This is a genomic window from Mesorhizobium sp. L48C026A00, assembly GCF_000502375.1.
Classification (GTDB): Bacteria; Pseudomonadota; Alphaproteobacteria; order Rhizobiales; family Rhizobiaceae; genus Mesorhizobium; species Mesorhizobium muleiense.
In genome coordinates this window covers 269,429-295,318 of sequence record NZ_AYWU01000002.1, presented here as the reverse complement: position 1 = coordinate 295,318, position 25,890 = coordinate 269,429, and the positions used below count along the sequence as shown (strand labels likewise).

Annotated in this window: 24 protein-coding genes and 1 pseudogene; 7 read left to right on the top strand and 18 right to left on the bottom strand. The window is 64.1% G+C overall.

Going from position 1 to position 25,890, the window contains the following annotated elements; translation table 11 throughout:
• Nucleotides 1-113: 113 nt before the first annotated feature.
• The 5 genes from X738_RS48520 to X738_RS48500 all read right to left on the bottom strand — a co-directional run bounded on the left by X738_RS48520 (nt 114) and on the right by X738_RS48500 (nt 7,190).
• Nucleotides 114-1,061 carry a DUF4167 domain-containing protein gene (locus tag X738_RS48520; protein ID WP_023797305.1) on the bottom strand — a complete coding sequence of 316 codons (948 nt, stop codon included), beginning with the start codon at nt 1,059-1,061 and terminating at the stop codon, nt 114-116.
• Between the two features lie 303 nt (nt 1,062-1,364).
• Complete coding sequence (gene prmC / locus X738_RS48515; RefSeq protein ID WP_023797304.1) at nt 1,365-2,255, bottom strand: peptide chain release factor N(5)-glutamine methyltransferase; 891 nt, start codon at nt 2,253-2,255, stop codon at nt 1,365-1,367.
• Nucleotides 2,256-2,395: 140 nt separating this feature from the next.
• On the bottom strand, nt 2,396-3,475 hold the full coding sequence (prfA, locus tag X738_RS48510; protein WP_023797303.1) for a peptide chain release factor 1: 1,080 nt from the start codon (nt 3,473-3,475) through the stop codon (nt 2,396-2,398).
• A 9-nt stretch (nt 3,476-3,484) separates the two neighbouring features.
• Nucleotides 3,485-5,755: a phosphoenolpyruvate--protein phosphotransferase gene (gene ptsP, locus X738_RS48505; protein ID WP_023797302.1), complete on the bottom strand. Its 2,271-nt coding sequence runs from the start codon at nt 5,753-5,755 to the stop codon at nt 3,485-3,487.
• A gap of 181 nt (nt 5,756-5,936) precedes the next feature.
• Nucleotides 5,937-7,190 carry an aspartate kinase gene (locus X738_RS48500; RefSeq protein ID WP_023797301.1) on the bottom strand — a complete coding sequence of 418 codons (1,254 nt, stop codon included), beginning with the start codon at nt 7,188-7,190 and terminating at the stop codon, nt 5,937-5,939.
• 360 nt (nt 7,191-7,550) lie between these two features.
• Between X738_RS48500 and ubiG the strand changes: the two genes are divergently transcribed.
• Nucleotides 7,551-8,300, top strand: coding sequence for a bifunctional 2-polyprenyl-6-hydroxyphenol methylase/3-demethylubiquinol 3-O-methyltransferase UbiG (gene ubiG / locus X738_RS48495; RefSeq protein WP_023797300.1), 750 nt, complete (start codon nt 7,551-7,553; stop codon nt 8,298-8,300).
• Nucleotides 8,301-8,319: 19 nt separating this feature from the next.
• Here ubiG and X738_RS48490 read toward each other — a convergent pair.
• Nucleotides 8,320-9,247 (bottom strand): annotated as a pseudogene (locus X738_RS48490) (DMT family transporter).
• Between the two features lie 115 nt (nt 9,248-9,362).
• Between X738_RS48490 and X738_RS48485 the strand changes: the two are divergent.
• Nucleotides 9,363-9,854 (top strand): MarR family winged helix-turn-helix transcriptional regulator, encoded by a 492-nt coding sequence (locus tag X738_RS48485; RefSeq protein WP_023797299.1) that lies wholly within the window; start codon nt 9,363-9,365, stop codon nt 9,852-9,854.
• A gap of 409 nt (nt 9,855-10,263) precedes the next feature.
• Here X738_RS48485 and X738_RS48480 read toward each other — a convergent pair whose 3' ends face one another.
• From X738_RS48480 to X738_RS48455, 6 genes are all read right to left on the bottom strand, one after another.
• Entirely contained in the window at nt 10,264-10,542 is a 279-nt protein-coding gene (locus tag X738_RS48480) for a helix-turn-helix domain-containing protein (protein ID WP_023797297.1), read from the bottom strand.
• Nucleotides 10,511-10,786, bottom strand: coding sequence for a BrnT family toxin (locus tag X738_RS48475; protein ID WP_023797296.1), 276 nt, complete (start codon nt 10,784-10,786; stop codon nt 10,511-10,513). Before X738_RS48475 ends, X738_RS48480 begins: the two co-directional genes overlap by 32 nt.
• Nucleotides 10,787-11,037: 251 nt before the next feature.
• A complete protein-coding gene (locus X738_RS48470) occupies nt 11,038-11,463 on the bottom strand; it encodes a DUF1178 family protein (protein WP_023797295.1) in 426 nt (141 codons plus the stop codon).
• A complete protein-coding gene (locus tag X738_RS48465; RefSeq protein ID WP_023797294.1) occupies nt 11,460-12,341 on the bottom strand; it encodes a carbon-nitrogen hydrolase family protein in 882 nt (293 codons plus the stop codon). Before X738_RS48465 ends, X738_RS48470 begins: the two co-directional genes overlap by 4 nt.
• Nucleotides 12,342-12,351: 10 nt before the next feature.
• Entirely contained in the window at nt 12,352-12,621 is a 270-nt protein-coding gene (gene grxC / locus X738_RS48460; RefSeq protein WP_023797293.1) for a glutaredoxin 3, read from the bottom strand.
• A gap of 27 nt (nt 12,622-12,648) precedes the next feature.
• Nucleotides 12,649-13,434 carry a ComF family protein gene (locus X738_RS48455; RefSeq protein ID WP_023797292.1) on the bottom strand — a complete coding sequence of 262 codons (786 nt, stop codon included), beginning with the start codon at nt 13,432-13,434 and terminating at the stop codon, nt 12,649-12,651.
• A gap of 53 nt (nt 13,435-13,487) precedes the next feature.
• Here X738_RS48455 and X738_RS48450 point away from each other — a divergent pair, with 53 nt between their 5' ends.
• Nucleotides 13,488-14,390: a methyltransferase domain-containing protein gene (locus X738_RS48450; protein ID WP_023797291.1), complete on the top strand. Its 903-nt coding sequence runs from the start codon at nt 13,488-13,490 to the stop codon at nt 14,388-14,390.
• 28 nt (nt 14,391-14,418) lie between these two features.
• On the opposite strand, the gene X738_RS48445 is transcribed toward X738_RS48450, so the two are convergent.
• From X738_RS48445 to argJ, 5 genes are all read right to left on the bottom strand, one after another.
• On the bottom strand, nt 14,419-14,598 hold the full coding sequence (locus X738_RS48445) for a Flp family type IVb pilin (RefSeq protein WP_023797290.1): 180 nt from the start codon (nt 14,596-14,598) through the stop codon (nt 14,419-14,421).
• A gap of 99 nt (nt 14,599-14,697) precedes the next feature.
• The gene (locus tag X738_RS48440; RefSeq protein WP_023797289.1) at nt 14,698-15,039 is read right to left on the bottom strand and encodes a hypothetical protein; all 342 of its coding nucleotides are present in this window, start codon (nt 15,037-15,039) and stop codon (nt 14,698-14,700) included.
• 112 nt (nt 15,040-15,151) lie between these two features.
• Complete coding sequence (locus X738_RS48435; protein ID WP_023797288.1) at nt 15,152-15,574, bottom strand: (deoxy)nucleoside triphosphate pyrophosphohydrolase; 423 nt, start codon at nt 15,572-15,574, stop codon at nt 15,152-15,154.
• A complete protein-coding gene (locus tag X738_RS48430) occupies nt 15,571-16,350 on the bottom strand; it encodes a GNAT family N-acetyltransferase (protein WP_031254151.1) in 780 nt (259 codons plus the stop codon). The genes X738_RS48435 and X738_RS48430 overlap by 4 nt, the downstream gene beginning before the upstream one ends.
• On the bottom strand, nt 16,350-17,591 hold the full coding sequence (argJ, locus tag X738_RS48425; RefSeq protein ID WP_023797286.1) for a bifunctional glutamate N-acetyltransferase/amino-acid acetyltransferase ArgJ: 1,242 nt from the start codon (nt 17,589-17,591) through the stop codon (nt 16,350-16,352). Before argJ ends, X738_RS48430 begins: the two co-directional genes overlap by 1 nt.
• A 196-nt stretch (nt 17,592-17,787) precedes the next feature.
• Between argJ and X738_RS48420 the strand changes: the two genes are divergently transcribed.
• On the top strand, nt 17,788-18,444 hold the full coding sequence (locus X738_RS48420) for a TetR/AcrR family transcriptional regulator (RefSeq protein ID WP_023797285.1): 657 nt from the start codon (nt 17,788-17,790) through the stop codon (nt 18,442-18,444).
• Nucleotides 18,445-18,728: 284 nt separating this feature from the next.
• Here the strand turns inward: X738_RS48420 and X738_RS48415 are convergent, their stop codons facing one another.
• Nucleotides 18,729-19,661 carry a peptidylprolyl isomerase gene (locus X738_RS48415; RefSeq protein ID WP_023797284.1) on the bottom strand — a complete coding sequence of 311 codons (933 nt, stop codon included), beginning with the start codon at nt 19,659-19,661 and terminating at the stop codon, nt 18,729-18,731.
• A gap of 251 nt (nt 19,662-19,912) precedes the next feature.
• Here X738_RS48415 and secA point away from each other — a divergent pair, with 251 nt between their 5' ends.
• From secA to X738_RS48400, 3 genes are all read left to right on the top strand, one after another.
• Nucleotides 19,913-22,645, top strand: a complete 2,733-nt coding sequence (gene secA / locus X738_RS48410) for a preprotein translocase subunit SecA (protein ID WP_023797283.1) — start codon at nt 19,913-19,915, stop codon at nt 22,643-22,645.
• A gap of 375 nt (nt 22,646-23,020) precedes the next feature.
• The gene (locus X738_RS48405) at nt 23,021-24,421 is read left to right on the top strand and encodes a lipopolysaccharide biosynthesis protein (protein ID WP_023797282.1); all 1,401 of its coding nucleotides are present in this window, start codon (nt 23,021-23,023) and stop codon (nt 24,419-24,421) included.
• Nucleotides 24,421-25,701, top strand: a complete 1,281-nt coding sequence (locus X738_RS48400; RefSeq protein WP_023797281.1) for a GNAT family N-acetyltransferase — start codon at nt 24,421-24,423, stop codon at nt 25,699-25,701. Before X738_RS48405 ends, X738_RS48400 begins: the two co-directional genes overlap by 1 nt.
• The last annotated feature ends 189 nt before the right edge of the window (nt 25,702-25,890 follow it).

The following is a 25,890-nucleotide window of genomic DNA, read 5'->3' as shown; positions in this document are numbered from 1 at the left end:
GGACCCTCAAGACGTCCCGATAACGGCGGACTCATAACATTTCCCGGGGGGCGCACATACAAAAACGGCGGAGATTTCTCTCCGCCGTCCAGGAATGTCTGGGCCTTGCTCGATCAGTTGTTGACGTCGACGATGGTGGGCTCGCCACCGGCGTCTTCCGCCGGAGCAGCATTCACGTTATCGCCGCCAGCATTGTCGTTACCGCCATCCACCTGATCAGCATTGACGCGCGGACGGCGCGGACGCCTGGGGCGGCGGGCAGCGCCGCTTTCGGCGGCGGCTTCGTTCATCTCGGCCTGGGCAGCCAGAGCCGCAGGCGAAAAGCTTTCGAACTGCGGCGCGGGTTCGGCCACAGAAACAGGCTCGTTCGGAGACACAGCTTCCGCCTGCACGGGGGTTTCGTTCTGAACCGGTCTCTCGTTGCGCCGGTTCTGATCGCCACGCTGTCCGCCCTGCTCGCCGCGCGCACCAAATTCGCCGCGCTGGCCGTTCTGGCCGTAGCCGCCATTGGGGCGACGGTCGCGATGGCGGTTGTCTCGCCCGCCGGCATCGCGCCCACTGGCATCACGCCCACTGGCATCACGATTGTCGCGGCCGTTTTCCTGGTTGAACGTCAATTCGGCCGGCGTGCCGTCGATGACCGGCTGCGGGCCTGCACCGTGGTTGACCACCGGAGCCGCAGTCTCGCCGACATTGCTGTTGCCGGCATTGTCGAACTCGTCGCGATCTTCGTCGCCGTCATCGTCGAAATCGTCGCGGTTCTGCTGAGCGCTCTGGATCGGCAGCTGCGCCTGCGCGGCAGCGATGATGCGATTGTAGTGCTCGGCGTGCTGGAGATAGTTTTCCGCCATCACCCGGTCGCCGGAGCTTTGCGCGTCACGGGCAAGGGTTGCGTATTTTTCGGCGATCTGCTGAGCCGATCCGCGGATCTTCACGTCCGGACCGTTGCTCTCGTAATTGCGCGTCAGGGGATTTGGACCCTTGCGGTTGTTGTTATTGTTGTTGCCGCCGCCATTGTTGTTGCGACCGCGCATGCGCCTGTTCTGCTGTTGTGGCCTCATTCGACTCTCTTCATTTTGAAATTTTCGAAAACTTTTTCACGAACGGAGGCGCTCATGCAGCCAGCCGTTTCGTCTCTTCACCGGCGTTCGCCCGCATTGATTGCGTTGGCGCCACGTGTCATCCTGTTCCGGTTACATCACTTGCCGGACGATTCCCGCACGAAGCTTGGGCGTCGTTTGCGCAAGAAGGCAGCTATTTCCAAGGAAACCGAATCGCTAAGAGCACTGCCTGCTTCGTCTCATCCGGTTAAGGCGACCCTAGCCGCATTCCCCGGCATTGCCAAGCGCTTTTTTTGCACTGCATCACGGCTTTGTCAGTTCAAAGATCAGAACCCTCTCGTTTCCGCCAAAGTCGCGGAATACCCCCGCCGGCATATAGCCGGCTGCGGAGAATATGCCCGTGACCTCTTTACGTTGGCTGTGGCCGATCTCGACCGCAATCCTGCCCTCGGCTTCCAAAAAACCTGCCGCCTCGGCGGCGATGATCCTGTAGGGACTCAGACCGTCCACGCCGCCATCGAGGGCTTGGCGTGGATCGAAATCGCGGACTTCGCCCTGCAGATTTTCGATGTCTATGGACGCTATATAGGGCGGGTTGGCGGCAATTACATGGTATCGGCCAAAAACTTTTTCGAACCAGTCGGATTTGAGCACCTGGAACCGATCGGCCAACCCCAATTCCCCGGCATTGCGCATGGCGGTCACCAGCGCGCCTTGCGAAATATCGACACCGGTGGCGACCGCCGCCGGAACGGCGCCGAGCAGCGCCAGCGCGATGGCGCCGGTGCCGGTGCCGAGATCGAGGATGCGGCACTCGCCTTGCCGTCCCGCTGTCGCCTTCACGAAGGGCAGCACCGCTTCGACCAGCGTTTCGGTGTCCGGTCGCGGCTCCAGCGTTTCCGGTGACAGCGACAGGCGCAAGCCATAGAACTCGCGATGGCCGAGGATGCGATGCACCGGCTCACCGGCAACCCGCCGCCTCAAGGCTGCATCGATCGCGGCAATCGCGCCGGCATCGACACTGCATTCGGGATCGGCGATGGCTTGTGTGCGGGTCGTACCGGAAAAATGTTCGACGATCAGCCTCGCATCCAGCGCCGGATCGGCGACTGCGGCCGCAGCAAGGCGTGCCCGCGCCGCTTTCAGCAGCAGCCCTAGTGTGGTGGATTTGAGGTTCCTGCTATTTGTTGGCATCAGCGTCCAGGGACCTCAAATCCACCACCTAGATACCAGCAACCTGCTGGTGTGATTTTGAATCCGAAATTCGTCATTGCGCTGCCCCAACGTGATACGAATTTCGAATTCAAAGCCACACCGGCCTACCGGGCAGACTGTCAGCCATCGAGGCCAATATCGGCGAGCAGCATCGACTGGTGATCGGCGATCAGCGCGTCGATGATCTCGTCGAGTTCGCCCATCATCACCCGGTCGAGCTTATAGAGCGTCAGATTGATGCGATGGTCGGTGACGCGGCCCTGCGGGAAATTATAGGTGCGGATGCGCTCCGAGCGATCGCCCGAACCGACCTGAGATTTGCGCGATTCGGAGCGTTCCTCGTCAGCCTTGCTGCGCTCGAGGTCGTAAAGCCTGGCGCGCAGGATCTGCATGGCTTTGGCCCGGTTCTGGTGCTGCGACTTCTCCGCCTGTACGACCATGATGCCGGTCGGCAGATGGGTGATGCGCACTGCCGAATCGGTGGTATTGACGTGCTGGCCGCCCGAACCCGAGGCGCGCATCGTATCGATGCGGATGTCTTCGGCCCTGATGTCGATGTCGACCTCTTCCGCTTCGGGCAGCACGGCAACCGTCGCCGCCGAGGTGTGGATGCGCCCGCCGGCCTCGGTCGCCGGCACGCGCTGCACACGATGCACGCCGGACTCGAATTTCAGATGGGCAAAGACCCCCTTGCCCGAAATCGTGGCGATGATTTCCTTGTAGCCGCCGACCTCGCCCTCGCTGGCCGACGCCGTCTCGAAACGCCAGCCGCGTGCCGCGGCATAGCGTTCGTACATGCGAAACAGGTCGCCGGCAAAGAGAGCCGCCTCGTCGCCGCCGGTGCCGGCGCGGATTTCGAGGATGGCATTCTTGTCGTCGGCGGCATCCTTGGGCAGAAGCAGGATCTGGATGTCCTTCTGCAGCGCTTCGATGCGTTCCTTGACCTCCGGCAGATCGGCCTCGGCCAGTGCCCGCATTTCGGCATCGGTGCTTTTGTCGGCGAGCATCGCCTGCAGGTCGGCCTGTTCATGCTCGGCGGTGCGCAGCGCCCTGATCTTAGCCACCATCTCCTGCATGTCGGCATATTCCGACGCCATCTTGACATAGGCGTCCGCCGCCGGCCCGGCCGACATTTGCGCTTCGAGCATGTCGAAACGCTTGACGACTTGATCCATGCGGTCGCGGGGCAGGTTGATCATGGCGAAAGTCTATAGCGGAATGGAGCGGTCGTCGGCAAAGGCCTGCAGCAGCGCCCGCATCGGCAACCCCTGGGCCGGCGCCATGAGATTGTCGTCGAAGAACGCTTCCAGCTCGGCCAGCGGCAGTTCCGTCAGCATCGCCTTGACCGGACCGATCGAGGCCGGCGACATCGAGATCGATCGGTAGCCAAGGCCGATCAGCGCCATCGCCGAGATCGGCTTGCCGGCCAGCTCGCCGCACAAGGTCACCGGGGTTTGATTGCGCACCCCGGCGTCGGCAATCTGCTTCAGCGCGCGCAGGAACGGCGTCGACAGCACATCGAAGCGGTCGGCGAGCTGCGTGTTGCCGCGATCGACCGCCATGACGAACTGGAACAGATCGTTCGAGCCGACCGAGACGAAATCGACGGCCTTCATCAGCTCATCGAGCTGGAACAGCAGCGAAGGCACTTCCAGCATGGCCCCGAGCTTCAGGCTGGTCGGCAGATGATGGGCAAAACGCGACAGATGCCGCACTTCGCGATCGATGATTTCGCGCGCCTGGGCGATCTCGCCGAGCTCCGTCACCATCGGCAGCATCAGCTTCAGTTCACGCCCGCCGCATGCCTTCAAAAGCGCTCGGATCTGGGTACGCAACAGGCCCGGCCGGTCGAGCGTCAGGCGGATGGCGCGCCAGCCGAGCGCCGGGTTCTCTTCCTGGATCGTGTCCTTGAAGTAGGGCAGCACCTTGTCGCCGCCGATATCGATGGTGCGGAATGTCACCGGCTTGCCGCGCGCCGCGTCGAGCACGTCACGGTAGAGCCGTTCCTGGGCTTCCGCCCGCGGAAAGGTCGAGGCGACCATGAACTGCAGCTCGGTGCGGAACAGGCCGATACCGGCGGCGCCGGCCTCGGCAAGCTGCGGCAGATCGACGGCCAGGCCCGCATTCATCAAAAGGTCGACCTGGACGCCGTCCTTGGTCATCGACGGCTTCTTGCGCAGCTCGCGATAGACCTCCTGCCGCCGCGCCCGGAAGCGGACCTTTTCGGCATAGGCGGCTTCGAGGTCCGGCTGGGGGCGCAGGTGGATGGCGCCTTCTTCGCCGTCGACAATGATGGCGTCGCCGTTTTCCGCCATGGAAACGGCGCCCTTCATCTGGCCCGCAACCGGTATGCCCATGGCCCGCGCCACGATAACGACGTGGCTGGTCGCTGCGCCGTCCTCCAGCACCAGCCCGCGCAGCTTGTCTCTGGGATAATCGAGCAGTTCGGCGGCCCCCATCGAGCGGGCGACGATGATGGCGTCCTTCGGCAGCGAGACCGCGACATCGTCCGGCCCGCGCCCCATCAGCTGGCGCAGCAGCCGGTTGGCGAGATCGTCGAAATCGCTCATCCGCTCGCGCAGATAAGGATCGGTCATGTGCAGCATGCGGGCACGCATGTCGCTCTGCACTTTTTCCACCGCCGCTTCCGCCGTCAGGCCGTTGCGTACCGCCTCTTCCAACCGGCGCACCCAGCCGCTGTCGTTGGCGAACATGCGATAGGCTTCGAGCACCTGGCGGTGCTCGCCCTCGAAGGCGACTTCGCGGCGTTCCAGCATGTCGTCGATGGAGAGCCGGAGCGAACCGAGCGACGCATCGAGCCGCTTGATCTCCTCATCGCTGTCCTCGTTGAACAGATTGGTGACGACGATGCGCGGCTCATGCAGCACGACATGGCCAAGTCCGACGCCCTCGTTGAAGGACAGGCCGGTAAAGCTCACCGGGCGGCGCAGATCGAGTTCGAGGCCGGGCCGGGTCAGCCGGGCAAGGTCGCCGGTGGCGATCATCTCGGCGATCACCATCGCCGTCGTTTCCAGCGCCTCGACTTCGTCGTCGCGATAGTGGCGCATGGTCTTGTTCTGGACGACCAGCACACCGAGCGTGCGCCCCGCCCTGAGCACCGGCACGCCGAGGAAGGAATTGTAGATCTCCTCCCCCGTCTCCGGCAGGTAGGCGAAGGCTGGATGTTCCTGCGCGTTGGAGAGATTGAGCGGCCGTGCCGAGGCCGCGATCGTGCCGACGAGGCCTTCCCCCAGCCTAAGCTGCGCCAAATGGACGGCCTTCGGATTCAGGCCCTCGGTGGCATAGAGTTCGAGCACCGAATCGGCGCGCAGCACGTAGAGCGAGCACACTTCAGCGACCATATTGGCGGCGATGTCGCGCACGATGCGGTCGAGCCGCTCCTGCGGCTCCAGCGGCTCCTGCATGAGCTCGCGGAGCCGTTTCAGCAAAACGCGCGGGCCACTGGCCGTATCACGCATCGCGGCTTGTTCTCCAATGGACATTATGCCCGCCGCAGTTTCTCCCGCGGCCGGCGCTCACGCAACAACTCAAATAGAGCGGCGTCGGTCCAATTGGACCCACAAAGGACGCTCCAAGACTTCGAACTGCTGCATCGTGCTTTCCGAAGATCGACCTCCGATTTCCGGACCGAGCAGTCTGCTACTGCTTATCCAGACCGTAGATGGAATGCAAAGTGCGAACAGCAAGTTCTGTGTAGGGACCGTCGATCAGGATCGAAATCTTGATCTCGGATGTCGTGATCGCACGGATGTTGATCGATTTGTCGGCCAGCGCCTTGAAGGCGGTGGCGGCGACGCCGGCATGGCTCCTCATGCCGATGCCGATGACGGAGACTTTCGACATGCCGGCTTCCGACTGCACGACGTCATAGCCGATCGTGGTCTTCAGCCGCTCGAGCACGGCAAGCGCCTTGTCGACATCGCCGGACGGCACGGTGAAGGTCATGTCGGTGAACTTGCCGTCCTCGGAAATGTTCTGGACGATCATGTCGACATTGATGTTGGCTTCGGCCAGCGGCCCGAAAATGCCGGCGGCGACGCCAGGCCGGTCACCGACACGGCGCAACGAAATCTGCGCTTCGTCCTTGGCGTAGGCAATTCCGGTGACGACCTGCTGTTCCACGATCTCTTCCTCGTCGCAAATAAGCGTTCCGGGCGGATTGAGCAAATCCCCCATTCCCGGCGCGTCGGGATCGTCGAAGGACGACCGCACGAAAGTACGCACCCTGTGCACCATGGCAAGTTCGACCGAGCGTACCTGCAGGACCTTGGCGCCGAGCGAGGCCATTTCAAGCATTTCCTCGAAGGAAATCTTGGCCAGCCGCCGCGCCTTCGGCTCGATGCGCGGGTCGGTGGTGTAGACCCCGTCGACGTCGGTGTAGATGTCGCAGCGGTCTGCCTTGACCGCCGCCGCGATGGCGACAGCACTGGTGTCGGAACCGCCGCGGCCGAGCGTCGCGATGCGGTTGTCCGGCCCGATGCCCTGGAAGCCGGCGACCACCGCCACCTGGCCCTCGCCGAAGCGCTTGATCAGGAACGCGCCGTCGATGTCGAGAATGCGCGCCGCGCCATGCGCATTGTCGGTCTTGATCGGGATCTGCCAGCCTTGCCAGGAACGGGCATGGACGCCCATGTTCTGCAGCGCGATCGCCAGCAGGCCGGCGGTCACCTGCTCGCCGGAGGCAACGACGGCGTCATATTCGCGGGCATCGTGCATCGGCGAGGCTTCGCGCGTCCACTGCACGAGCTCGTTGGTCTTGCCGGCCATCGCCGAGACGACCACCGCGACCTCATGGCCGGCATCGACCTCGCGTTTGACATGGCGCGCCACATTGCGGATGCGGACGATGTCGGCGACGGAGGTCCCGCCGAATTTCATCACGATGCGCGCCATGGAAGCGAAATGCCTTTGACTGGGTGCCGAAACGGCGGCCGAAAAACGGAAACGGAGCGTCGGGCTGGGCCAGCCGCTGAATTCGCGGCCTCCTTAGCCAAATGCTTTGGGTTTCGCAAGGCGTGCCACCGCTTGCCCCCCCTGCTTGCCCCCTTAGGCGACGAAGGCGACATACGAGCGCAACGCGCCTACCCGAACGCCTGTCGCAGAGGCGCAGCCGGCAACAGCCGAAATTTGCTGCCTTGACATTCGCCGGCTCTCGACCGACTTCCTAGCGCACCAGAGCGCGATCAGCAAAAGTGGTATCCGGTTTTGCGCCCGATCGCGCTCTGAATTTTTGAGTCTGCGGGAGACCACACGATGCCAGAACCCCGACGATCGACGATCGATGCCGGAGAAGTGGAGCGTTTTTCCGCTCTTGCCGCCGAATGGTGGAATCCGAACGGCAAATTCCGCCCGCTGCACAAGTTCAATCCGATCCGGCTTGCCTATATACGCGACCAGGTGGCGGCGCGCTTCGGCCGCGACCCGCGCGCGGCGCGGCCGTTCGAGGGCCTGCGCATCCTCGACATCGGCTGCGGCGGCGGGCTGTTGTGCGAGCCGATGGCGCGGCTTGGCGCCGAAGTGGTCGGCGCCGACGCATCCGCCACCAACATCGAAGTGGCCAGGCTGCATGCGGCGGAGGTCGGCGTGACGGTGGATTACCGTGCCACGACAGCAGAGGAGCTGGCTGACGCCGGTGAGAAATTCGACGTCATCCTCAACATGGAAGTGGTCGAGCATGTTGCCGACATCGACCTGTTCGTGGCCAAATGCGGCGAGATGCTCAAGCCCGGCGGCATCATGGTCGTCGCCACCATCAACCGCACGCTGAAGGCGCTCGGTCTGGCCATTATCGGCGCCGAATATGTGCTGCGCTGGTTGCCGCGCGGCACCCACCGGTTCGGCAAGCTGGTGCGGCCAGACGAGTTGGAAAAGGCGCTTGCCGGCGCTGGCCTGACCATCATCGACCGCACCGGCGTCACCTACAATCCGCTCGCCGACCGCTGGCAGCGTTCGAAGGACATGGACGTCAACTACATGGTTCTGGCAGAGAAGGCACCCGCCTGAACTTTCTCACGACGCCTTCTCACGCCGCCACCTTCTCACCCGTCTGACTTTGCGTCTTCGGGGCGATCTGGCTTTGCGCCTTGGTGGTGATGAACACGCCGGCGACAATGATGGCAGCGCCGGCCCAGGTCAGCAATTGATAGTGCTCGCCGAGAAACATCGTCCCGGCAAACAATCCGACCGCCGCCGCGACATAGCCGATCTGGCTGAGATAGACCGGGCCGCCGACCGCCTGCAGCCGGAAGAAGCAAGCGAACATCGCCGCGGCTGATGCGACCTGCCCGACGACGACCAGCGGCACGCCGGCGAGCAGGGCGAGCGAACCGCCGCCCTGCAGCGTGAAGATGCCGCAAAGAAGCAGCGCGGCCGATGCCAGATGGCTGCCGACGGCAAGCTCGATCGGTCCGGTCCCTAGCGGCCAGTCGACCGTGCGGTAGATATTGCCGGCGGCAAGGCTGACCGGAATGAGCAGCCCCGCCGCCACCCAGAAAAATTCGGCCGGCTGGCCAGCCTCGCCGCGCGTCACCGCCACCATGACAGCACCAACGAAGCCGACGGCAATGCCGACGATACCAAGCAGATTGGGACGCCGGACGCCGAGCAGGATCGAAAACACCAGTGTAACCACCGGCGACAGCGTGAACGATACCGGTGTAGCCGGCGCCGAGATGCGGAATGGTCGAGAACATCAAGAGATTGGGGAGGGCATAGGACACCGCCGCGGTGACGAAGAAATAACGCAGTCTGTGCGGGGTGAGCCGGATGCGTTGTCCGCGCAGCAGCAAGGCGCACAAAAGCACGCCGCCGGCGCCGAGCGAGATGACGAGGGCCCAGACCATGGCCGAAACACCGGCCGCCGTAGCGATCTTGCCGAACGGCAGCGTCAGGCCGAGCAGGCCGCCGGTGACGAGCAAAAGACCGAGCGCTGAATCCCAGAGAAATTTCATAACGAACCTTATTGTCCTTGCGCCTCTCGTCTTTTGCGGGCCCTTGGCCAGCACTGTGACTCAAGCTAAGATAATACAAAGATTCTTAACGTCAAGATATTTAACGGTGAGATAGATGGATCGCGCCGCGAAAGCGATCGAGCAGTGGAAAAGACAACGGCCGGACCTGGATGTCTCGCCGATGGCCGTGCTCGGACGGTTGAACGAAGCCTCGTCGCTGATAGCGCGAGAACGCCTCGCTCCGCTGTTTGCCCGTTTCGGACTGCAATCCGGGGAATTCGACGTTTTGGCGACGCTGCGCCGTTCCGGATCACCTTACGCGCTGACGCCAACCGCCCTCTATGAGGCGACGATGGTGACGTCGGGCGCCATGACCAACCGGCTCGACCGGCTTGAGAAATCCGGATTGATCATGCGTGGACCGCATCCCAACGACCGGCGCGGGGTTGTCGTGCAACTGACCGAGAAAGGTCTCGCATTGGTCGATGAGGCGGTCGCCGCTCACGTCGCCAACGAACACGAGATACTTTCCGGCCTGACGCGCGCCGAACAGGACACACTCGCTGGCCTGCTTGAGAAGTTGATAGGGAGCGTCAGGCGGGGGTGAAGATCAGGCGGTTGGTGCCGATCCGTGCGACGTTTCCGCAGGAGGTCGCGATCCTCGACCTCCTGTTGCCGCAGGGCATCGATATCAACGCATAGGACAAGGCGGGGCAGACGGTTCTTCACATCGCAGCGCCCGATGCCATTGACGCCGCCTCGATCGAACTTCCTCTAAAACGCGGTGCCGATCGGAGCTTGAAGAACTTGAACGGAAAGCGCGCCACCCTGCGATCCAGGAAAGACTTGCGTGCTCCCCTAAAGGTGGCTGGGTAATTCCGTTTCGTGGCAAATCGCAACGTTTGAGATTGGCGGCTGGAGGGCTCGATGAAAGCGAATCAAGACGCCGCACCCCTGAGACTTTGCGCCTCGACCGAAGTGGCGTTCACGGCGAAGTCGCATACGGGCAACGCCAACTATGCGACAGCCTTTGCCACCATGTCCGGATGCTGGCCGATCACCCGCACATAGGCGATGGCGAAATCCGGCGCGGTCGCCCGCGCCTGCTCCCAGTCGCGCAGCGTGCCGACCGGGACCCGGAAGCGGCTGGCGAACTCGGCTTGCGACAGGCCAAGCCCAGTCCTCGTCCTGCGGATCAGGCGGGCGCGCTGGCCCCGGTCCAGTGCTTCGGCCATCACGTCGAAATCTTCGGCGTCGGTCGGGTCAGCAGGCAGCGTGATGTGCTCTTTCTTCACCCTTGTTGCTCCTTCTCACCGAGATGAAGCGAGGCAAGTCGCCCCGCCAGACGAAAACGCCGGTGAACAGCTTCTCCCCGACGAAACCGACCGCCTTGAACCGTTCCTCGCCGTCGATCTCGCGGATCGAGGGGATAATCAGGTGGTTGTCGTCCGCAAAAATCCGATCGCCAAAGGCCAGCGGCAGCTTGTGCTTTTCGCGGTTGACCGCATCCTTGTCGGGGTCGAACCTGTCTCCCGTCATGAAGCTCGACTATACGGGATTCCCGTATTGGATGCAACCCTTATCCGCTCGTGGGCTGACATCGGTTTTAGGAGTTCTGCGACAGAACGGCAGCTATGCGGATTTTGCGACTGTCGCGAAAACCCCGATTAAAGCGACAGTTTCGCGCCAGATTTTTGCAACATTCGCATAATCCGTTTTGCGACATGGTCCAAGGACCGCAACGGGTCGAAGCGGAATGCCGTCCCGGTACCAACCGTCACACCAGTCTATCAGTTACGATCCTCCGGGAATGCCGGCACCGGCATGAATTCGACGCCGTCCTCGGCCAGGCTCTTGGCCTCCTCCAGCGTCGCCTCGCCATAGATGCCGCGCGGATCGCTCTCGCCGAAATGGATCTTGCGCGCCTCCTCGGCAAACTTGTCGCCGACATAGTCGGCGTTCTCGCGCACCTTCTCGGCCATCGCCTTCAAATGTGCCAACGCCTGCTTCTGGGCCTCGCCCATGGCGAGCGCGATCTTTTCTCGGCTGCGCCCGGTGGAGACGGCCGGCGCCATCAACGCCTTCTCGACCTTGTGCGAGCCGCAGGTCGGGCAATCGACGAAGCCAAGCTTCTTCTGGGTGTCGAAATCGTCGTTGCTGCGAAACCAGCCTTCGAATTCATGCTCGTGGTCACAGATCAGTGAAAAGCGAATCAAGACGCCGCACCCCTGAGACTTTGCGCCTCGACCGGAGTGGCGTTCACGGCGAAGTCGCGTGAATTTTTCAGATTCGGGATCTTCTTGCGGGCGGCGGCCGACTGCGCCGGGTCGATCTCGGCGATGATCACCGCCAGTTCGTCATGTGACGCCTCGGCGACGATGCGGCCCCACGGATCGACGATTAGCGAATGGCCATAGGTCTCGCGGCCGTCCTCGTGCAGGCCGCCTTGCGCCGCGGCAACGACATAGGCGCCGTTCTCGATGGCGCGCGCCCGCAGCAGCACGTGCCAGTGCGCCTCGCCGGTCAGACGGGTGAAGGCGGCGGGCACCGACAGCAGGTCGGCGCCGGCCAGCGCCTCGGCGCGGAACAGCTGCGGAAAGCGCAAATCGTAGCAGACGGCGAAACCCAGCTTCGCCCCATCGATCCCGGCGCCGCTGATCTCGGTGACGACGGCCTCGGTGCCGGGCTCGTAGGCGGCGGATTCGCGCCAACTCTCGCCATTGTCGAGATCGACGTCGAACATGTGGATCTTGTCGTAGGTGGCAATGGTGGCGCCATCCGGCCCGAACAGAAGCGCGCGGTTGGCGAGCTTGCCGTCAGCGCGCAGGATGGCGGTCGAGCCGATATGCAGGAAGACGCCAAGGTCTTTCGCCAGCTTTCGCGCGGTCGAAACGATGATGTCCTTGTCCTCGGACGTGAAGGCGGCGGCCCGCGCCTGGCTGTCGCGGATCAGCGCACCGGTCATTTCCGGTGACTGGATATAGGTCGCACCCTGGCCCGCGGCCTCGCGCACCAGCCGCTCCAGATCGACCGCGTTGCGCTCGGGGCTGGTACCCGAACGCATCTGGATCGCCGCCGCCTTGAAAGCACCCATCGTCATGTCCTCAATTCGTCGAGCCATTGGCGAGCAGACGGTCAAGCCGGCCCTCCGCCTCCAGTTCGTGGAGATCGTCGGAGCCGCCGACATGCGTGTCGCCGATGAATATCTGCGGAAAGGTCGAGCGGCCATTCGCGCGGGAAATCATTTCCCGGCGCAGTTCCGGCGAGAAGGAGGCGTCATGCTCGGTGTAGGCGACACCCTTGCGCTCGAGCAGCCGCTTGGCCGCCACGCAATAGCCGCACATCATCCGTGTATAGATCGTCACGTCGACCATCGGTCAGCAATCCTGCCTTTTCCCAATCTATATAGTCGCGGACTCGTCGGCCCGAAAGTCCCCCGGCAGCACGCGCGCAAAGGTCAGCACGTCGACGGTCCCGGCACCGCCCTTCTTCAGCGCCTTGGCGACCGCGCGGACAGTGGCGCCGGTGGTATAGACATCGTCGATCAGGAGCACCCGGCGGCCGGCGATCTCGATCTCGGCCTCCTCCGGCACTCTGAAGGCGGCACGCACATTCTCCTCGCGTTCCCGCCGCTCCAGCCCGACCTGCTGGCGGGTGAGTTTGACGCGCCTGACCGCGGAGGGCGCAAAAGGCAGCCCGCCAAGCTGCGATACCGCCCTTGCCAGTTCCGCCGACTGGTTGAACTGACGCCTGAAAAAGCGCCGCCAGTGCAGCGGCACCGGCACGACCACATCGGCTTCCGCGATCAGTTCGGCACCGGCGCGCAGCATCCAGCGCGCCATCCACGGCGCCAGATCGGTGCGATCCTGGTATTTCAGCCCTTGCACCATCTGGCGGGCGACACCTGAGTAAGCGACCGCGGCCCGTGCCCGCTCGAAGGGCGGCGGGTCGGCGATCGCCTCGGCCGACAGGAACCCCTCGCCCATGTGGTGGGTGAACGGCGTGCCCATCACCGGGCACCATGGCCGCTCCAGAAGCCTGAGTTTCGGCCAGCAGGCGCCGCACAGCACGCCGGGCTGCGAGACATGCCGTCGGCAACCGGCGCAAACCGGCGGAAACAGGATGCGCGCCGGCCAGTCCAACGCCTTTCGAGCGACACTCTTGATATCCGGCATTGGATCGGCCACGTGGTTCTTTCTCCGCCACCCTATATCAGAGTGCGGAAACCAGGAACTGTCAGTTGCAACCTATAGTCGATACTTCTCTCTGGCTGGCGCACAAGCGCCGGGCCCTCGCCAGCCCGGCTGCCGGCGCGGATTTCCTGATGCGGCGGGCGGCCGAGGAACTCGCCGACCGGCTGGGCGCAGTGGAACGCAAATTCGACAGGGCGGCCGTCCTGTTTTGCCAGACGCCGGCGGCAGTCGACGTGCTCGCGACAAGCGGCAAGGTGGCGGACATCGTGCGCGTCGAGGCGGATGCGGCTTTCCTGGGCGACGGGGCGGGGGGCGATGGAGCGGGGGGCGATGCCGCGGGACTGGTGGCGCCGTTGGAGACCGTGCCATTCGAGCCGGAAAGCCTCGACCTCGCGGTGTCGCTTTTGTCGCTTCAGGCAATGAACGACATTCCCGGCATGCTGGTGCAGATCCGCCGCGCACTGAAGCCGGACGGTCTTTTCCTTGGCGCTTTTGCCGGCGCCGGCACGCTTTCCGAGCTGCGCGAATGCCTGCTCGCCGCCGAGACCGAGTTTTACGGCGGCGCCAGCCCGCGCGTCATCCCGTTCACCGACGTGCGCGACGCCGGCGCGCTTTTGCAACGCGCCGGTCTGGCCTTGCCCGTCGCCGACGTCGAGACGGTGACGGTGCGCTACGATTCCCTGTTCGGCCTGATGGCGGACCTGCGGGCGATGGGCGAGACCAGCGCGCTCATCGACCGCAGCAGGCGACCGGCCACACGAAAGCTGTTTGCCCGCGCCGCCGAAATCTATGCCGAACGATTTTCGGATGCCGATGGCCGCGTCAGGGCGAGTTTTCCGATCGTCTGGATGTCAGGCTGGGCGCCCGACGCCTCGCAGCAAAAACCGCTGAAGCCGGGCTCGGCAAAACTGTCGCTGAAGACAATCCTGGAAAATCCCGGCCGGCGCTGACCGGTTTATTATGGACGCGGCTGGTCGGTTACTGCGCGAAAGCCTTCACAAGCTTGCTGGCATTGTCGCTGAACAGCCACGTGATTGCGTCGGCGACCTTGCCGACGCCGCCTACGATGGTAAGCGACAGCACGGCCACGATCAGCCCATACTCGACAGCCGTCGCGCCGGTCTTGTCTTCCCAAAATCGTTGCAGCAATGTTTTCATGGCCGTCGATCCCGCTTGCCGGAACCCTAGCGCGGACCTGTTAAGAAAGGTTAATGACACAGGCTTAACAGGCGATGAAAGCACCCGCTTTGGCCGGTGTCAGCAGTCGCCGCTGCGCTGGCCATTGTCGCGTATCACGCAGATCGAAGTGGGCAGCGGCTGCAGCACGCTCCTGCGCAGCGTGTAGGTATCACGACGGCCGGTCGAGCCCGTGCTTCCAATCGAACCCGTGCTTTCAACCGACCCTGTGCTCATCCTGTCGAGGCCGCCGGCAAAATCGTCGCGGGCTGATCGCGTCCGGTTGTCGAGCAAGGGCGTGGCGATCAGGGCCAGCGCCACCGCGGCCGAGCCGAACAAAAGCGTGATCCGCAATATTCCCATGCCGGCAGCCCTAAAGCTGCGGTCGGGTCGGATCGAATCCCAGTCCCTGTCGAGGCTCATGCAACCGCCCTCCGGCGAAGGCCTGGACACGACCTTCCTTCGATTTCTGCCGTCATTTTTTCACGGCCAGATAAATCTTCCATTAACGTTGTCTATGTCTCGGAGGGCAAAATCACAGAAGATCGATGAGGAACTGGATCAGCGGCGCGTCGGCCGGCGGCATCGGAAAATCGCGCATCTGGCGCGGCCGCACCCATTTCAGCACCTGCCCCTCCTTCGGCTGTGCGATGCCGCGGAAGCGACGGCAGACGAACAGCGGCATCAGCAGGTGAAAATCATCGTAGGAATGGCTGGCGAAGGTGAACGGCGCCAGGCAGGGAATATCGGTTTCGATGCCGATCTCCTCGTACAATTCGCGGATGAGGCATTCTTCCGGCGTCTCGCCGGGCTCGACCTTGCCGCCCGGAAACTCCCACAGGCCGGCCAGTTGCTTGCCTTCGGGGCGCTGCGCCAGAAGCACGCGGCCGTCGGTATCGACCAGCGCGCAGGCTGCGACCAGGAGCAGGCGCTTGCCGACAGGGTGCGGGCCGGTCATGCGCCGGGCGGCCGGCGATAATGGTAACGATAGACTTCGTCGAACCCGAGCGAACGATAAAGCGCCAGCGCCGGCGCGTTGTCGGCCTCGACCTGCAGCCAGGCTTCCCGGGCGCCGCGCAGCCGTGCCCATTTCAGCGCTGACAGGATGAGGTGGCGGCCATGGCCCTGGTTGCGCACCGATTTGTCGGTGGCGATCTCGAACAGCCCGGCAAGATCGCCGTCATGGACGCAGATCAGCGTCGCCAGCGGTTCGGTGCCGTCTTCGAGCGCGAACAGCCCGGCTTCCGGCTGGATGGCGCCGATGATCTCCGACAGGCCCGGCCGCAGAGACACATCCGAGCCGCTTACCTTGAGCGCCGCGCCGATGAAGCGGCTGATGTCCTTCAGCGGGATCTGGTCCATGGCGGCATCGAGCTGGGCGTCCGCCAGCGGCAGCCGCATCACCAGCGATTCGTCGAATGTGCTCCAGCCCTCGCTGTCGAGATGTTTGGCAAGGATCGGCCCCGACAGCGGCGATATGCGGAAGGTCAGCGGCCGGCCATAGGCGTCGAAACGGCGGCTGGCGCGGCCGATGCGATCGGCAATGTGCTGGATGTCGCCCGGATCGAGCGGGTTGACGGAATTCAGCCGCTTGGCCGGATGGCCCGCCGTCAGCCGCACCACCCAGGTGCCGTCATAATGCACGGCCGCCGCCGGCCAGGCGCGAAAGCCGGCCGCCTCGTAGCGGCGCACGATGGCAAGCACGCTTGCCGGATGTCTGGAAACCAACGCCATCAACTCCGATAATCGCCGTTGATGGCGACATACTCCTTGGTGAGGTCGCAAGTCCACACCGTCGCCTTGCCGCGGCCGATGCCGATATCGGCACGGATGCGGATCTCGTCGCGCTTCATGTAGGCCGACGTCGCCTCCTCGGAGTAGGCGGCGTCGCGCTCGCCCTGATGCGCCAGCCTGATGTCGCCGAACCAGATCGACAGCAGGTCGCGGTCGGCCGGTTCGCCGGCCTTGCCGACGGCCATGACGACGCGGCCCCAATTGGCGTCTTCGCCGGCGACCGCCGTCTTGACCAGCGGCGAATTGGCGATCGACAGCGCGATGCGCTTGGCCGAGCGGGCCGATTTCGCGCCGGTGACGGTGACCTCGACCTGTTTTCGCGCGCCCTCGCCGTCGCGCACCACTTGCAGTGCCAGCGCTTTCAGCACCTTGCCGAGCGCGCGGCGGAAGGCGCCGAGGCGCGCATCGCCGGCATTCGTGATATCAGGCGCGCCGCGCCGGGCGGCCGTGCCGGTGGCGAACATCAGCAGTGTGTCGCTGGTCGAGGTGTCGCTGTCGACGGTGACCGCATTGAAGGTCTTGGCGGTGCCGCGCGACAAAAGATCCTGCAGCACGGGGGCTGCGATCGGCGCGTCGGTAGCGATGAAGGAGAGCATCGTCGCCATGTCGGGCGCGATCATGCCGGCGCCCTTGGCAATGCCGTTGATGGTGACGTCGGCGTCGCCGAGTTTTACCGTCGCGGTCGCCAGTTTCGGATAGGTGTCGGTGGTCATGATCGCCTTGGCGGCTTCGGTCCACAGGTCCGGCCTGCCGTCCTTGACCAGTCCGGCGAGCAAATGGCCGAACTTGCCGGCATCGAGCGGCTCGCCGATGACGCCGGTCGAGGCCAGAAACACCTCGTCCGGCGTGCAGCCCGCAGCCTTGGCCGCAGCCTCGCCGGTCATTGCCGTGGAGGCTCGGCCCTTGCTGCCGGTGAAGGCATTGGCATTGCCGGAATTGACGACCAGGACGCGCGCCTTGCCGGCGCTAAGATTCTGCCGGCAGAAATCGACCGGCGCCGACGGGCATTTCGACTTGGTGAACACGCCGGCGACCGTGGTGCCGGCATCGAAGACCATGGTCAGCAGGTCGGTGCGGTTCTTGTACTTTATCCCGGCCTCGGCTGTGGCGATGCGGACGCCCTCGATGTCAGGCATTTTGGGATATTTCTTCGGCGCAAGCGGCGAAATCGTGGCTGACATGAGGACCTCGGGCGGGAGAAACGCAAGAGAGCGCCGGTTTGCCCGATAGCGGGCGCCGGCGCAAGGGCGTTTGGTGGTTGAGCACGTTCCCCTTTCTCATCGAAACGAAACGCTCAGTTGCACGAAACGGACCGTTTCGTTTCGACTGGAAAGTGTGTACGATGTGCCGACGAAAATCGTGGGCAAGGAAAACAGGATGGGGCTGGTTCCGGGGCGCAGGTCGATCGGCGCGCGGCGCAACCCCGACAGCGCCGACGCCATTCTCGACGCCGCCGAGGCAGTTCTGGTCGAGGCCGGTTATTCCGGCTTCTCGATCGAAGCGGTGGCGCGGCGGGCGCGTGCGGGAAAGCCGACAATCTATCGCTGGTGGCCGAGCAAGGCCGCCTTGCTGTTCGACGTCTATCAGCGGCTAAAGCGCGTCGATTATCCCGATACTGGGAACCTCGAGGACGATCTCGTCGGCTTCCTCAAAAGCCTGTTCTCGCACTGGCGCGAAACATCGTCAGGCAGCATCTTCAGATCGCTGATCGCCGAGGCGCAGTCGGACGCGACCGTGGCAGCCGTGCTTGCCGAATACACCAAAGGACGCCATGCCCATACCGGCCAGATGATCGAACGCGCCAAGGCAAGAGGCGAAGTCGCGGCCGACGTCGATTCCGCGCTCGTCGCCGACCTGGTCGCCTCGTTTGCCTGGACGCACCTTTTGACCAATCGCCTCGACGAAGACGAAACGACGCTGCGCAAGGCGGTTGGCTATCTGTTGAAAGGCATAGAAGCTGACGATGCCGGCTCGGTCGACGCCGCGGCTGTCCGGCGGAGGCGTCGACGTGTCATCGGTCGCACCGCCCGGTAGAGCGGCAGGGTGGCGGGGCAAGACCCTGGCGTGGTGCAGACCACCAGAGGAACAATTGTCGGAGGCTGCGCTGCCCCTCATCGCCCTGCCGGGCACTTCTCCCCGTATAGTGACGGGGAGAAGGACGCCTTCGCAACGGATTTCGCCAACCTCCAGCGTTGCAGGAATGGCGCCGGGGTCGCGGCCAGCCCCCTTCTCCCCGTCACTACACAGGGAGAAGATGCCGGCAGGCAGATGAGGGGCGGCGCCGACGCCAACAATTTTGCACAGGCGATTGCCCTCGCCTACTTGGTGTTTTCCAGCGCGTCGACCGTCTTCTTCAGCTTCTCGTCCGGGATCTCGACCTTGGCCTGGGCGCGCAGCGACTTGACCAGCGCGATGTATTTGTCGCGGATGACAGCCTGACGGGCCTGATCCTTGACCTGGTCGAAGGCCGGCGGCTGCTTGGCCCGCTTGTCCTCGACCTGGATGACGTGCCAGCCGAACTGCGACTGCACCGGCTGCTCGGTGTACTTGCCGACCGCCAGCGCGAACACCGCCTTGTCGAATTCCGGCACCATCTGACCGGGTCCGAACCAGCCGAGATCGCCGCCGCTGGTCTTGCCGCTCGGATCGCTGGTGTGCTCGTTGGCGAGTTTCTGGAAATCGGCGCCGCCATCGAGCTGCTTGATGATCGCATCGGCCTCTTCCTTCGTCTTCACGAGGATGTGACGGGCATGGACCTCGTTGGCCGGCGGCGTGTTGGCGATTTCCTGGTCGTAGCGGGCGCGAACCTCGGCATCGGTGATCTTGCCGACGACATCCTTCTCGACCATTTCGCCATGCAGGGCGCGCTGCTGCAGGAATGCCATGCGGCGCTGGAAGTCGGGATCCTTGTCGAGGCCGGTGGTGACCGCCTGGGCGGCCATGACTTTGATTTCGATCGCCGCCGAAAGGGCTGCGGCGCGGCGCTGTTCGGGCGGCATCTGCGCAAACTGCTGCGACAGTTCGCCTTCGGCAAGCGCAAGGTCGGCCTCGGTCAGCGACTGGCCATTGATCGTGGCGACCACGGCGTTCGGATCGACCGGCGCGGCCGGCTGGGCGGGTGCGCCCGGTTGGGCGGGGGCTGGTTGGGCGGGCGCGGTGTCCTGCGCCATCGCTGGCGACAGCGACAGCGCCGTCAGCCCGAATGCCAAGCCAAGGCTGGCGAGCGACGCGCGGCGGAACAATAAGGACATACAATTAACTCCAATGGGGATAGCTAGGGCGGGATGGCTTCCAGACCAGCCGGATTGTGGCGGAATTTGGCACGGTCGTCAGGGCCAGCGCGCCGTTGACATCGATTGAGCCCCCTCTTATCTGTCCAACGACTTTGCGTCCAGAACCGTTTTCCGGGCGCTTTTTGCGTTTGTCCGCGTTTCACGTGGATTTGATGGGGCCGGCCGGCACCCGTCGCAACGACTTGGAATGCTATCGAAAGGACCATTGAATGGTCAGTTTTGGCGGTCTCGCCCGTAAGGTTTTCGGCTCCTCCAACGATCGCCGGGTCAAGTCGACCCGACCGCGCGTCGAAGCGATCAACGCCATGGAAAACGAGATGCGGGCGCTCTCCGATGCCGAACTGACGGCCCGCACGGAAAAATTCCGCCAGGACGTCGCCAACGGCGCCAGTCTCGACGATCTCCTGGTGCCGGCCTTCGCCACCGTGCGCGAAGCGGCGCGCCGCGTGCTCGGCATGCGCCCGTTCGACGTGCAGCTGATCGGCGGCATGGTGCTGCACAATGGCGGCATCGCCGAGATGCGCACCGGCGAGGGCAAGACGCTGGTCGCCACGCTGCCCGTCTATCTCAACGCGCTCGCCGGCAAAGGCGTCCATGTCGTCACCGTCAACGACTATCTTGCCACACGCGACTCCGAATGGATGGGCCGCGTCTACAAATTCCTCGGCCTTACCGTCGGCGTCATCGTCCATGGCCTGTCCGACGAGGAACGCCACGCCGCCTATGCCGCCGACGTCACCTACGCCACCAACAACGAGCTCGGCTTCGACTATCTGCGCGACAACATGAAATACGAGCGCGCCCAGATGGTGCAGCGCGGCCACAGCTACGCGATCGTCGACGAGGTCGATTCCATCCTCGTCGACGAGGCGCGCACGCCGCTGATCATTTCCGGTCCGCTCGAGGACCGCTCGGAAATGTACAATACCATCGACGCCTTCATGCTGAAGCTCGAGCCGGCCGACTATGAGATCGACGAGAAGCAGAAGACCTCGATCTTTACCGAGGATGGCACCGAGAAGCTGGAAAACCTTTTGCGCGACGCCGGCCTGCTCAAGGGTGAGTCGCTCTACGACGTCGAGAACGTCGCCATCGTCCACCACGTCAACAATGCGCTCAAGGCGCACCAGCTGTTCCAGAAGGACAAGGACTACATCGTGCGCAACGGCGAGATCGTCATCATCGACGAATTCACCGGCCGCATGATGCCGGGCCGCCGCTATTCGGAAGGCCTGCACCAGGCGCTCGAGGCCAAGGAGCATGTGGCGATCCAGCCGGAGAACCAGACGCTCGCCTCCGTCACCTTCCAGAACTATTTCCGCCTCTACAAGAAGCTCGCCGGCATGACCGGCACGGCGCTGACCGAGGCCGAGGAATTCGCCAACATCTACAATCTCGACGTCACCGAGATCCCGACCAATCTGCCGGTCATCCGTATTGACGAGGACGACGAGGTCTACCGGACCGTCGAGGAGAAGTACAAGGCGATCGTCAGGGAGATCAAGGAAGCTCGCGAAAAAGGCCAGCCTACCTTGGTCGGCACCACCTCGATCGAGAAATCCGAGCTGCTGGCGGCACGCCTGCGCAAGGAAGGTTTTGCCGATTTCGAGGTGCTGAACGCCCGCCACCATGAGCGTGAGGCGGCGATCGTCGCCCAGGCGGGTAAACCCGGCGCCATTACCATTGCCACCAACATGGCCGGCCGCGGCACCGACATCCAGCTCGGCGGCAATGCCGACATGCGCATCGCCGAGGAGCTTGGCGACATGCCGGCCGGCCCCGAGCGCGACGCCAGGGAAAAGGCAATCCGCGACGACGTCGCCCGGCTGAAGGAGAAGGCGCTCGCCGCCGGCGGCCTCTACGTGCTCGCCACCGAACGCCATGAATCGCGCCGCATCGACAACCAGTTGCGCGGCCGCTCGGGCCGCCAGGGCGATCCCGGGCGCTCAAAATTCTTCCTGTCGCTGCAGGACGATCTGATGCGCATCTTCGGCTCCGAGCGCATGGACGGCATGCTGCAGAAGCTTGGCCTCAAGGAAGACGAGGCGATCATCCACCCCTGGATCAACAAGGCGCTGGAAAAGGCGCAGAAGAAGGTCGAGGCGCGCAACTTCGACATCCGCAAGAACCTGCTGAAATATGACGACGTCTCGAACGACCAGCGCAAGGTGGTGTTCGAGCAGCGCCTCGAGCTGATGGACGGTGAAGGCCTGTCCGAGACCATCGCCGAAATGCGCGAGGGCGTCATCGAGGAGGTCGTCGCCAAGGCTATTCCCGAAAACGCCTATGCCGAGCAGTGGAACGTCGCTGGCCTCAAGGCCGAGGTCGCCGAATTCCTCAATCTCGACCTGCCCATCGAGGACTGGGTCAAGGAAGAGGGCATTGCCGAGGACGACATCCGCGAGCGCATCAGCCAGGCCGCCGAGACCGCTGCCAAGGAGCGTGCAGAGCGCTTCGGCCCCGACGTGATGGCCTATGTCGAGCGCTCCGTGGTGCTGCAGACGCTCGACCATCTGTGGCGCGAGCACATCGTCAACCTCGACCACCTGCGCTCGGTCGTCGGCTTCCGCGGCTACGCCCAGCGCGATCCGCTGCAGGAATACAAGGGCGAGGCGTTCGAGCTGTTCCAGGCGATGCTGGGCAATCTGCGCCAGGCCGTCACCGCACAATTGATGCGCGTCGAGCTGGTCCGCCAAGCCGCCGAAGCGCCGCCGCCCGAGGCGCCCGACATGTTCGGCAGTCATCTCGACGGCACCACCGGCGAGGACGATTTTGATGGCGGCGAGACCGGCCTTCTGGTTCGCCAGGAGACCCACGCCACCGTCGCCCCCGAGAACCGCGACCCGCAAAACCCCGCCACCTGGGGCAAGGTCGGCCGCAACGAGGCCTGCCCGTGCGGGTCAGGGAAAAAGTACAAGCATTGCCACGGGGCGTTCGCGTAAGCACCCACTTCCCTTCTCCCCGTTCACGGGGAGAAGGTGCCCGAAGGGCAGATGAGGGGCGACGCCAACGCCCACGATTAGCCAATCTCCCCACCCGTGGGGGGATGGCCGGCTGGCGAGAGGGGGGCGCTGTCCCGTCGACACCGGAAATGGGCCTTCAGCTCTTATTTCTTTCCATCAGCTGGCCTGTCGTTTCGTCGCGTTCTGCCGCGAACGGTGAACATGGCACAAAGCCGGCGCCCCTCATCCGCCTGCCGGCACCTTCTCCCCGTGAACGGGGAGAAGGGAACACTCCTACCTCCCACCCAACCGTTTCTTAATGTGTTTTGACTACACCTAGACCCGAAAAGAAGCCGAGAACGGAGTGTGATCAGGGTGCGCTTTTCCGCGGCGACGACAGCCGGGCGGTTCCTGCCGCAGCGCCTTGCGCTGCGCGCAAAGCCGCTGCTTGGCCGCATCGATGCCGTGCTGTTCACCGCCGACGAGCGCGGCGAAGCCAGCCGCATGTCGCTGATCGCCTTTTCCATCCGCATCGTCAGCGCCGTCATCGCTTTCGTCAGTCAGGTGCTGATGGCGCGCTGGATGGGCTCGTTCGAGTATGGCATTTTTGTCCTTGTCTGGGTGACGATGGTGATCGTCGGCAATCTCGCCTGCCTCGGCTTCCACACCTCGATCATCCGCTTCATTCCCGAATATCGCGAGCGCAACATGCTGGCCGAACTGCGCGGCATCGTGCTGACCAGCCGCCTGTTCGTGCTGGTCGCCTCGACGGCGATCGCCGGACTGGGCGCGCTCGGCGTCTGGCTGCTCTCGCCGTTTATCGAGAACTACTATGTCGTGCCGTTCATTCTCGGCCTCATCTGCATGCCGATGATCGCCATGTCCGATCTGCTGCAGGGGCTGGCGCGGGCCAACTCGTGGGCGCTGTTTGCGCTGGCGCCGACTTATCTGGTGCGGCCGGTGCTGATCCTGGCGCTGATGGCGCTGATGCTTCTGGTCGGCTTTGCGCCCGATGCCAGGACGGCGATCTTCGCCTCGATCGCCGCCACCTATGCCACCACGCTCGGCCAGCTCATCGGCATCACTGCGCGCATCGGCAAAAAAATCCCGGCCGGGCCGAGGAAGCTGCATTTCGCGCAATGGTTCCTCGTGTCGCTGCCGATCTTCCTGGTCGAAGGCTTCTTCTTCCTGCTCACCAATGCCGACGTGCTGATGGTCGGCGCCTATATGAATCCCAACGACGTCGCCGTCTATTTCGCCACGGTCAAGACGCTGGCACTGGTGCATTTCGTCTATTTTGCGGTCAAGGCGGGCGTTGCCCAGCGCTACGCGCAATTCACCCATGGCGAGCCCGAAAAGCTCGCCGCCTTCGCCCGCGAAACCGTGTCGTGGACGTTCTGGCCATCGCTGTTGATGGCGCTGCTGGTGCTGGTGCTGGGCGAGCCTATGCTGAGCTTGTTCGGGCCTGAATTCGTTGCCGGCTACCAGCTGTTGTTCCTGCTGGTCTTCGGCGTCGTCGCCCGCGCCGCCGTCGGCCCCTGCGAAAGCCTGCTCACCATGAGCGGCAACCAGAATATCTGCGCCGCCGTCTACGCCATGACGCTGGCCTTCAACATCGGCCTCAATCTGGTGCTGATCCCGCTTTTCGGCCTGTGGGGCGCGGCGATGGCCACCGCCTTCGCGATGATCTTCGAAGCCGGCGCGCTGTCCTTCACGGTCTGGCGCAGGCTCGGCATCGTCATGGTCATTTTCGTAGCCGCCAAAGGAGCCGCGTGATGGCTGCCATCCCGTTGCTCGAGGAAACCAGCGGCGGCCCGGCCGGCGCCCTGGTGTCGGGCCTCGCCGGGCTCGCCCGCGAAGCCGATCCCGCCCATATCGAATTGTTGGCCAACGGCCGGCCCCAGCGCAAACTGGCAATTTACGCCGCCTCCGCCGGCTTCGACCTGGTCGAGGAACTCGACTATCTCTGCGCCCGCACGATCGAGCCCAACGTGTTCTTCAACCCGCGCTTCCTGGCACCCGCCATGCCGCGACTGGAAGACCGCGAGGTGCGGCTGGCGGTCATCCGCGACGGCGACGAATACCGCAACCGGCTGCGCTTGCTGGTGCCGTTCTCGGTGGAGCGGCCGGCGACGCCGCTCGGCGTGCGGGTGATGCGCACATGGTCGAGCCCGTTCGGGCCGATCGGCACGCCGCTGGTCGACCGCGACGATCCCGTCGGCGTCATCGAGGATTTCTTCGCGATGCTGTCGCGGCCGCATCTCAAACTGCCAAAAGTCTTCGTGCTGCCCGACATCCGGCTCGACGGCCCGGTGGCCAGCCTGCTGGCCACCGTCGCCGAGACGCGTGGCCTGACGCTGGTCACCACCGGCAAGGCCGAACGGCCGATGCTCGAAAGCGAGATCGACGGCGATGAGTATCTGAAGGCCTCGCTGCGCTCGCACCATTATCGCGAGTTCCGCCGCCTAAAACGCCGCCTCGCCGACCTGGGCAGGCTGGAGCATCAGGTGGCGCGCGGACCGGAAAACATCCGCCATGCCATCGAGCGTTTTTTGACGCTTGAGGCCGCCGGCTGGAAAGGCCGCGAGCGCACCGCCATGGCCATCGACCGCTACCGCGCCGCCTTTGCCCGCGAGGCCGTGCACCGGCTGGCCGAACGCGACCTGTGCCGCATCCATTCACTGACGCTCGATGACCGCACCATCGCTTGCCTGGTCGTCTTCGTCGAGGCCGGCGTCGCCTACACCTGGAAGACGGCCTATGACGAGACGCTCGCCGCCTATTCGCCGGGCACGCTGCTGATGATCGAGGTGACCAGGCAGCATCTCGACGATCCCAACATCATGATGACCGATTCCTGCGCCGTGCCCGACCATCCGGTGATGAGCCGGCTATGGACGGAGCGACGGCCGATCGGCACGCTGGTCCTCGGCCTGACGCCGGACGCCGACCGCCTCGCCCGCCAGGCGGCGTCGCAGATCCACCTCTACCGCGAAACCCGCAACATGGCGCGCCTGCTGCGCAACCGGGTGAAGAGCTTGCTGGGACGGCGGTAGGGCAAAGTGCGGCTCCCCTTCTCCCCTTGTTGTGGGAGAAAGTGGCCTCGCGAAGCGAGGTCGGATGAGGGGGTGCTCCAGTGGCACCCAACAGCACTCCGTCCAGTAACCGTCTTGGCGCTGCGCGCCAATCCACCGCCCGGGGCGAGTCACGGGCCTCGCCCGCCCTTCGGGCCCCACAAGGGGAGA

What these genes read in the sequence shown, in the direction of transcription:
- prmC (WP_023797304.1), bottom strand. Translation starts at nt 2,255, where the DNA reads ATGCCAACAAATAGCAGGAACCTCAAATCCACCACACTAGGGCTGCTG.
- secA (WP_023797283.1), top strand. Translation starts at nt 19,913, where the DNA reads ATGGTCAGTTTTGGCGGTCTCGCCCGTAAGGTTTTCGGCTCCTCCAAC.
- grxC (WP_023797293.1), bottom strand. Translation starts at nt 12,621, where the DNA reads ATGGTCGACGTGACGATCTATACACGGATGATGTGCGGCTATTGCGTG.
- ubiG (WP_023797300.1), top strand. Translation starts at nt 7,551, where the DNA reads ATGCCAGAACCCCGACGATCGACGATCGATGCCGGAGAAGTGGAGCGT.
- ptsP (WP_023797302.1), bottom strand. Translation starts at nt 5,755, where the DNA reads ATGCGTGATACGGCCAGTGGCCCGCGCGTTTTGCTGAAACGGCTCCGC.
- X738_RS48485 (WP_023797299.1), top strand. Translation starts at nt 9,363, where the DNA reads ATGGATCGCGCCGCGAAAGCGATCGAGCAGTGGAAAAGACAACGGCCG.
- X738_RS48520 (WP_023797305.1), bottom strand. Translation starts at nt 1,061, where the DNA reads ATGAGGCCACAACAGCAGAACAGGCGCATGCGCGGTCGCAACAACAAT.
- prfA (WP_023797303.1), bottom strand. Translation starts at nt 3,475, where the DNA reads ATGATCAACCTGCCCCGCGACCGCATGGATCAAGTCGTCAAGCGTTTC.
- X738_RS48430 (WP_031254151.1), bottom strand. Translation starts at nt 16,350, where the DNA reads ATGGCGTTGGTTTCCAGACATCCGGCAAGCGTGCTTGCCATCGTGCGC.
- X738_RS48415 (WP_023797284.1), bottom strand. Translation starts at nt 19,661, where the DNA reads ATGTCCTTATTGTTCCGCCGCGCGTCGCTCGCCAGCCTTGGCTTGGCA.
- X738_RS48435 (WP_023797288.1), bottom strand. Translation starts at nt 15,574, where the DNA reads ATGACCGGCCCGCACCCTGTCGGCAAGCGCCTGCTCCTGGTCGCAGCC.
- X738_RS48400 (WP_023797281.1), top strand. Translation starts at nt 24,421, where the DNA reads ATGGCTGCCATCCCGTTGCTCGAGGAAACCAGCGGCGGCCCGGCCGGC.
- X738_RS48445 (WP_023797290.1), bottom strand. Translation starts at nt 14,598, where the DNA reads ATGAAAACATTGCTGCAACGATTTTGGGAAGACAAGACCGGCGCGACG.
- X738_RS48420 (WP_023797285.1), top strand. Translation starts at nt 17,788, where the DNA reads ATGGGGCTGGTTCCGGGGCGCAGGTCGATCGGCGCGCGGCGCAACCCC.
- X738_RS48465 (WP_023797294.1), bottom strand. Translation starts at nt 12,341, where the DNA reads ATGGGTGCTTTCAAGGCGGCGGCGATCCAGATGCGTTCGGGTACCAGC.
- X738_RS48440 (WP_023797289.1), bottom strand. Translation starts at nt 15,039, where the DNA reads ATGAGCCTCGACAGGGACTGGGATTCGATCCGACCCGACCGCAGCTTT.
- X738_RS48475 (WP_023797296.1), bottom strand. Translation starts at nt 10,786, where the DNA reads ATGACGGGAGACAGGTTCGACCCCGACAAGGATGCGGTCAACCGCGAA.
- argJ (WP_023797286.1), bottom strand. Translation starts at nt 17,591, where the DNA reads ATGTCAGCCACGATTTCGCCGCTTGCGCCGAAGAAATATCCCAAAATG.
- X738_RS48500 (WP_023797301.1), bottom strand. Translation starts at nt 7,190, where the DNA reads ATGGCGCGCATCGTGATGAAATTCGGCGGGACCTCCGTCGCCGACATC.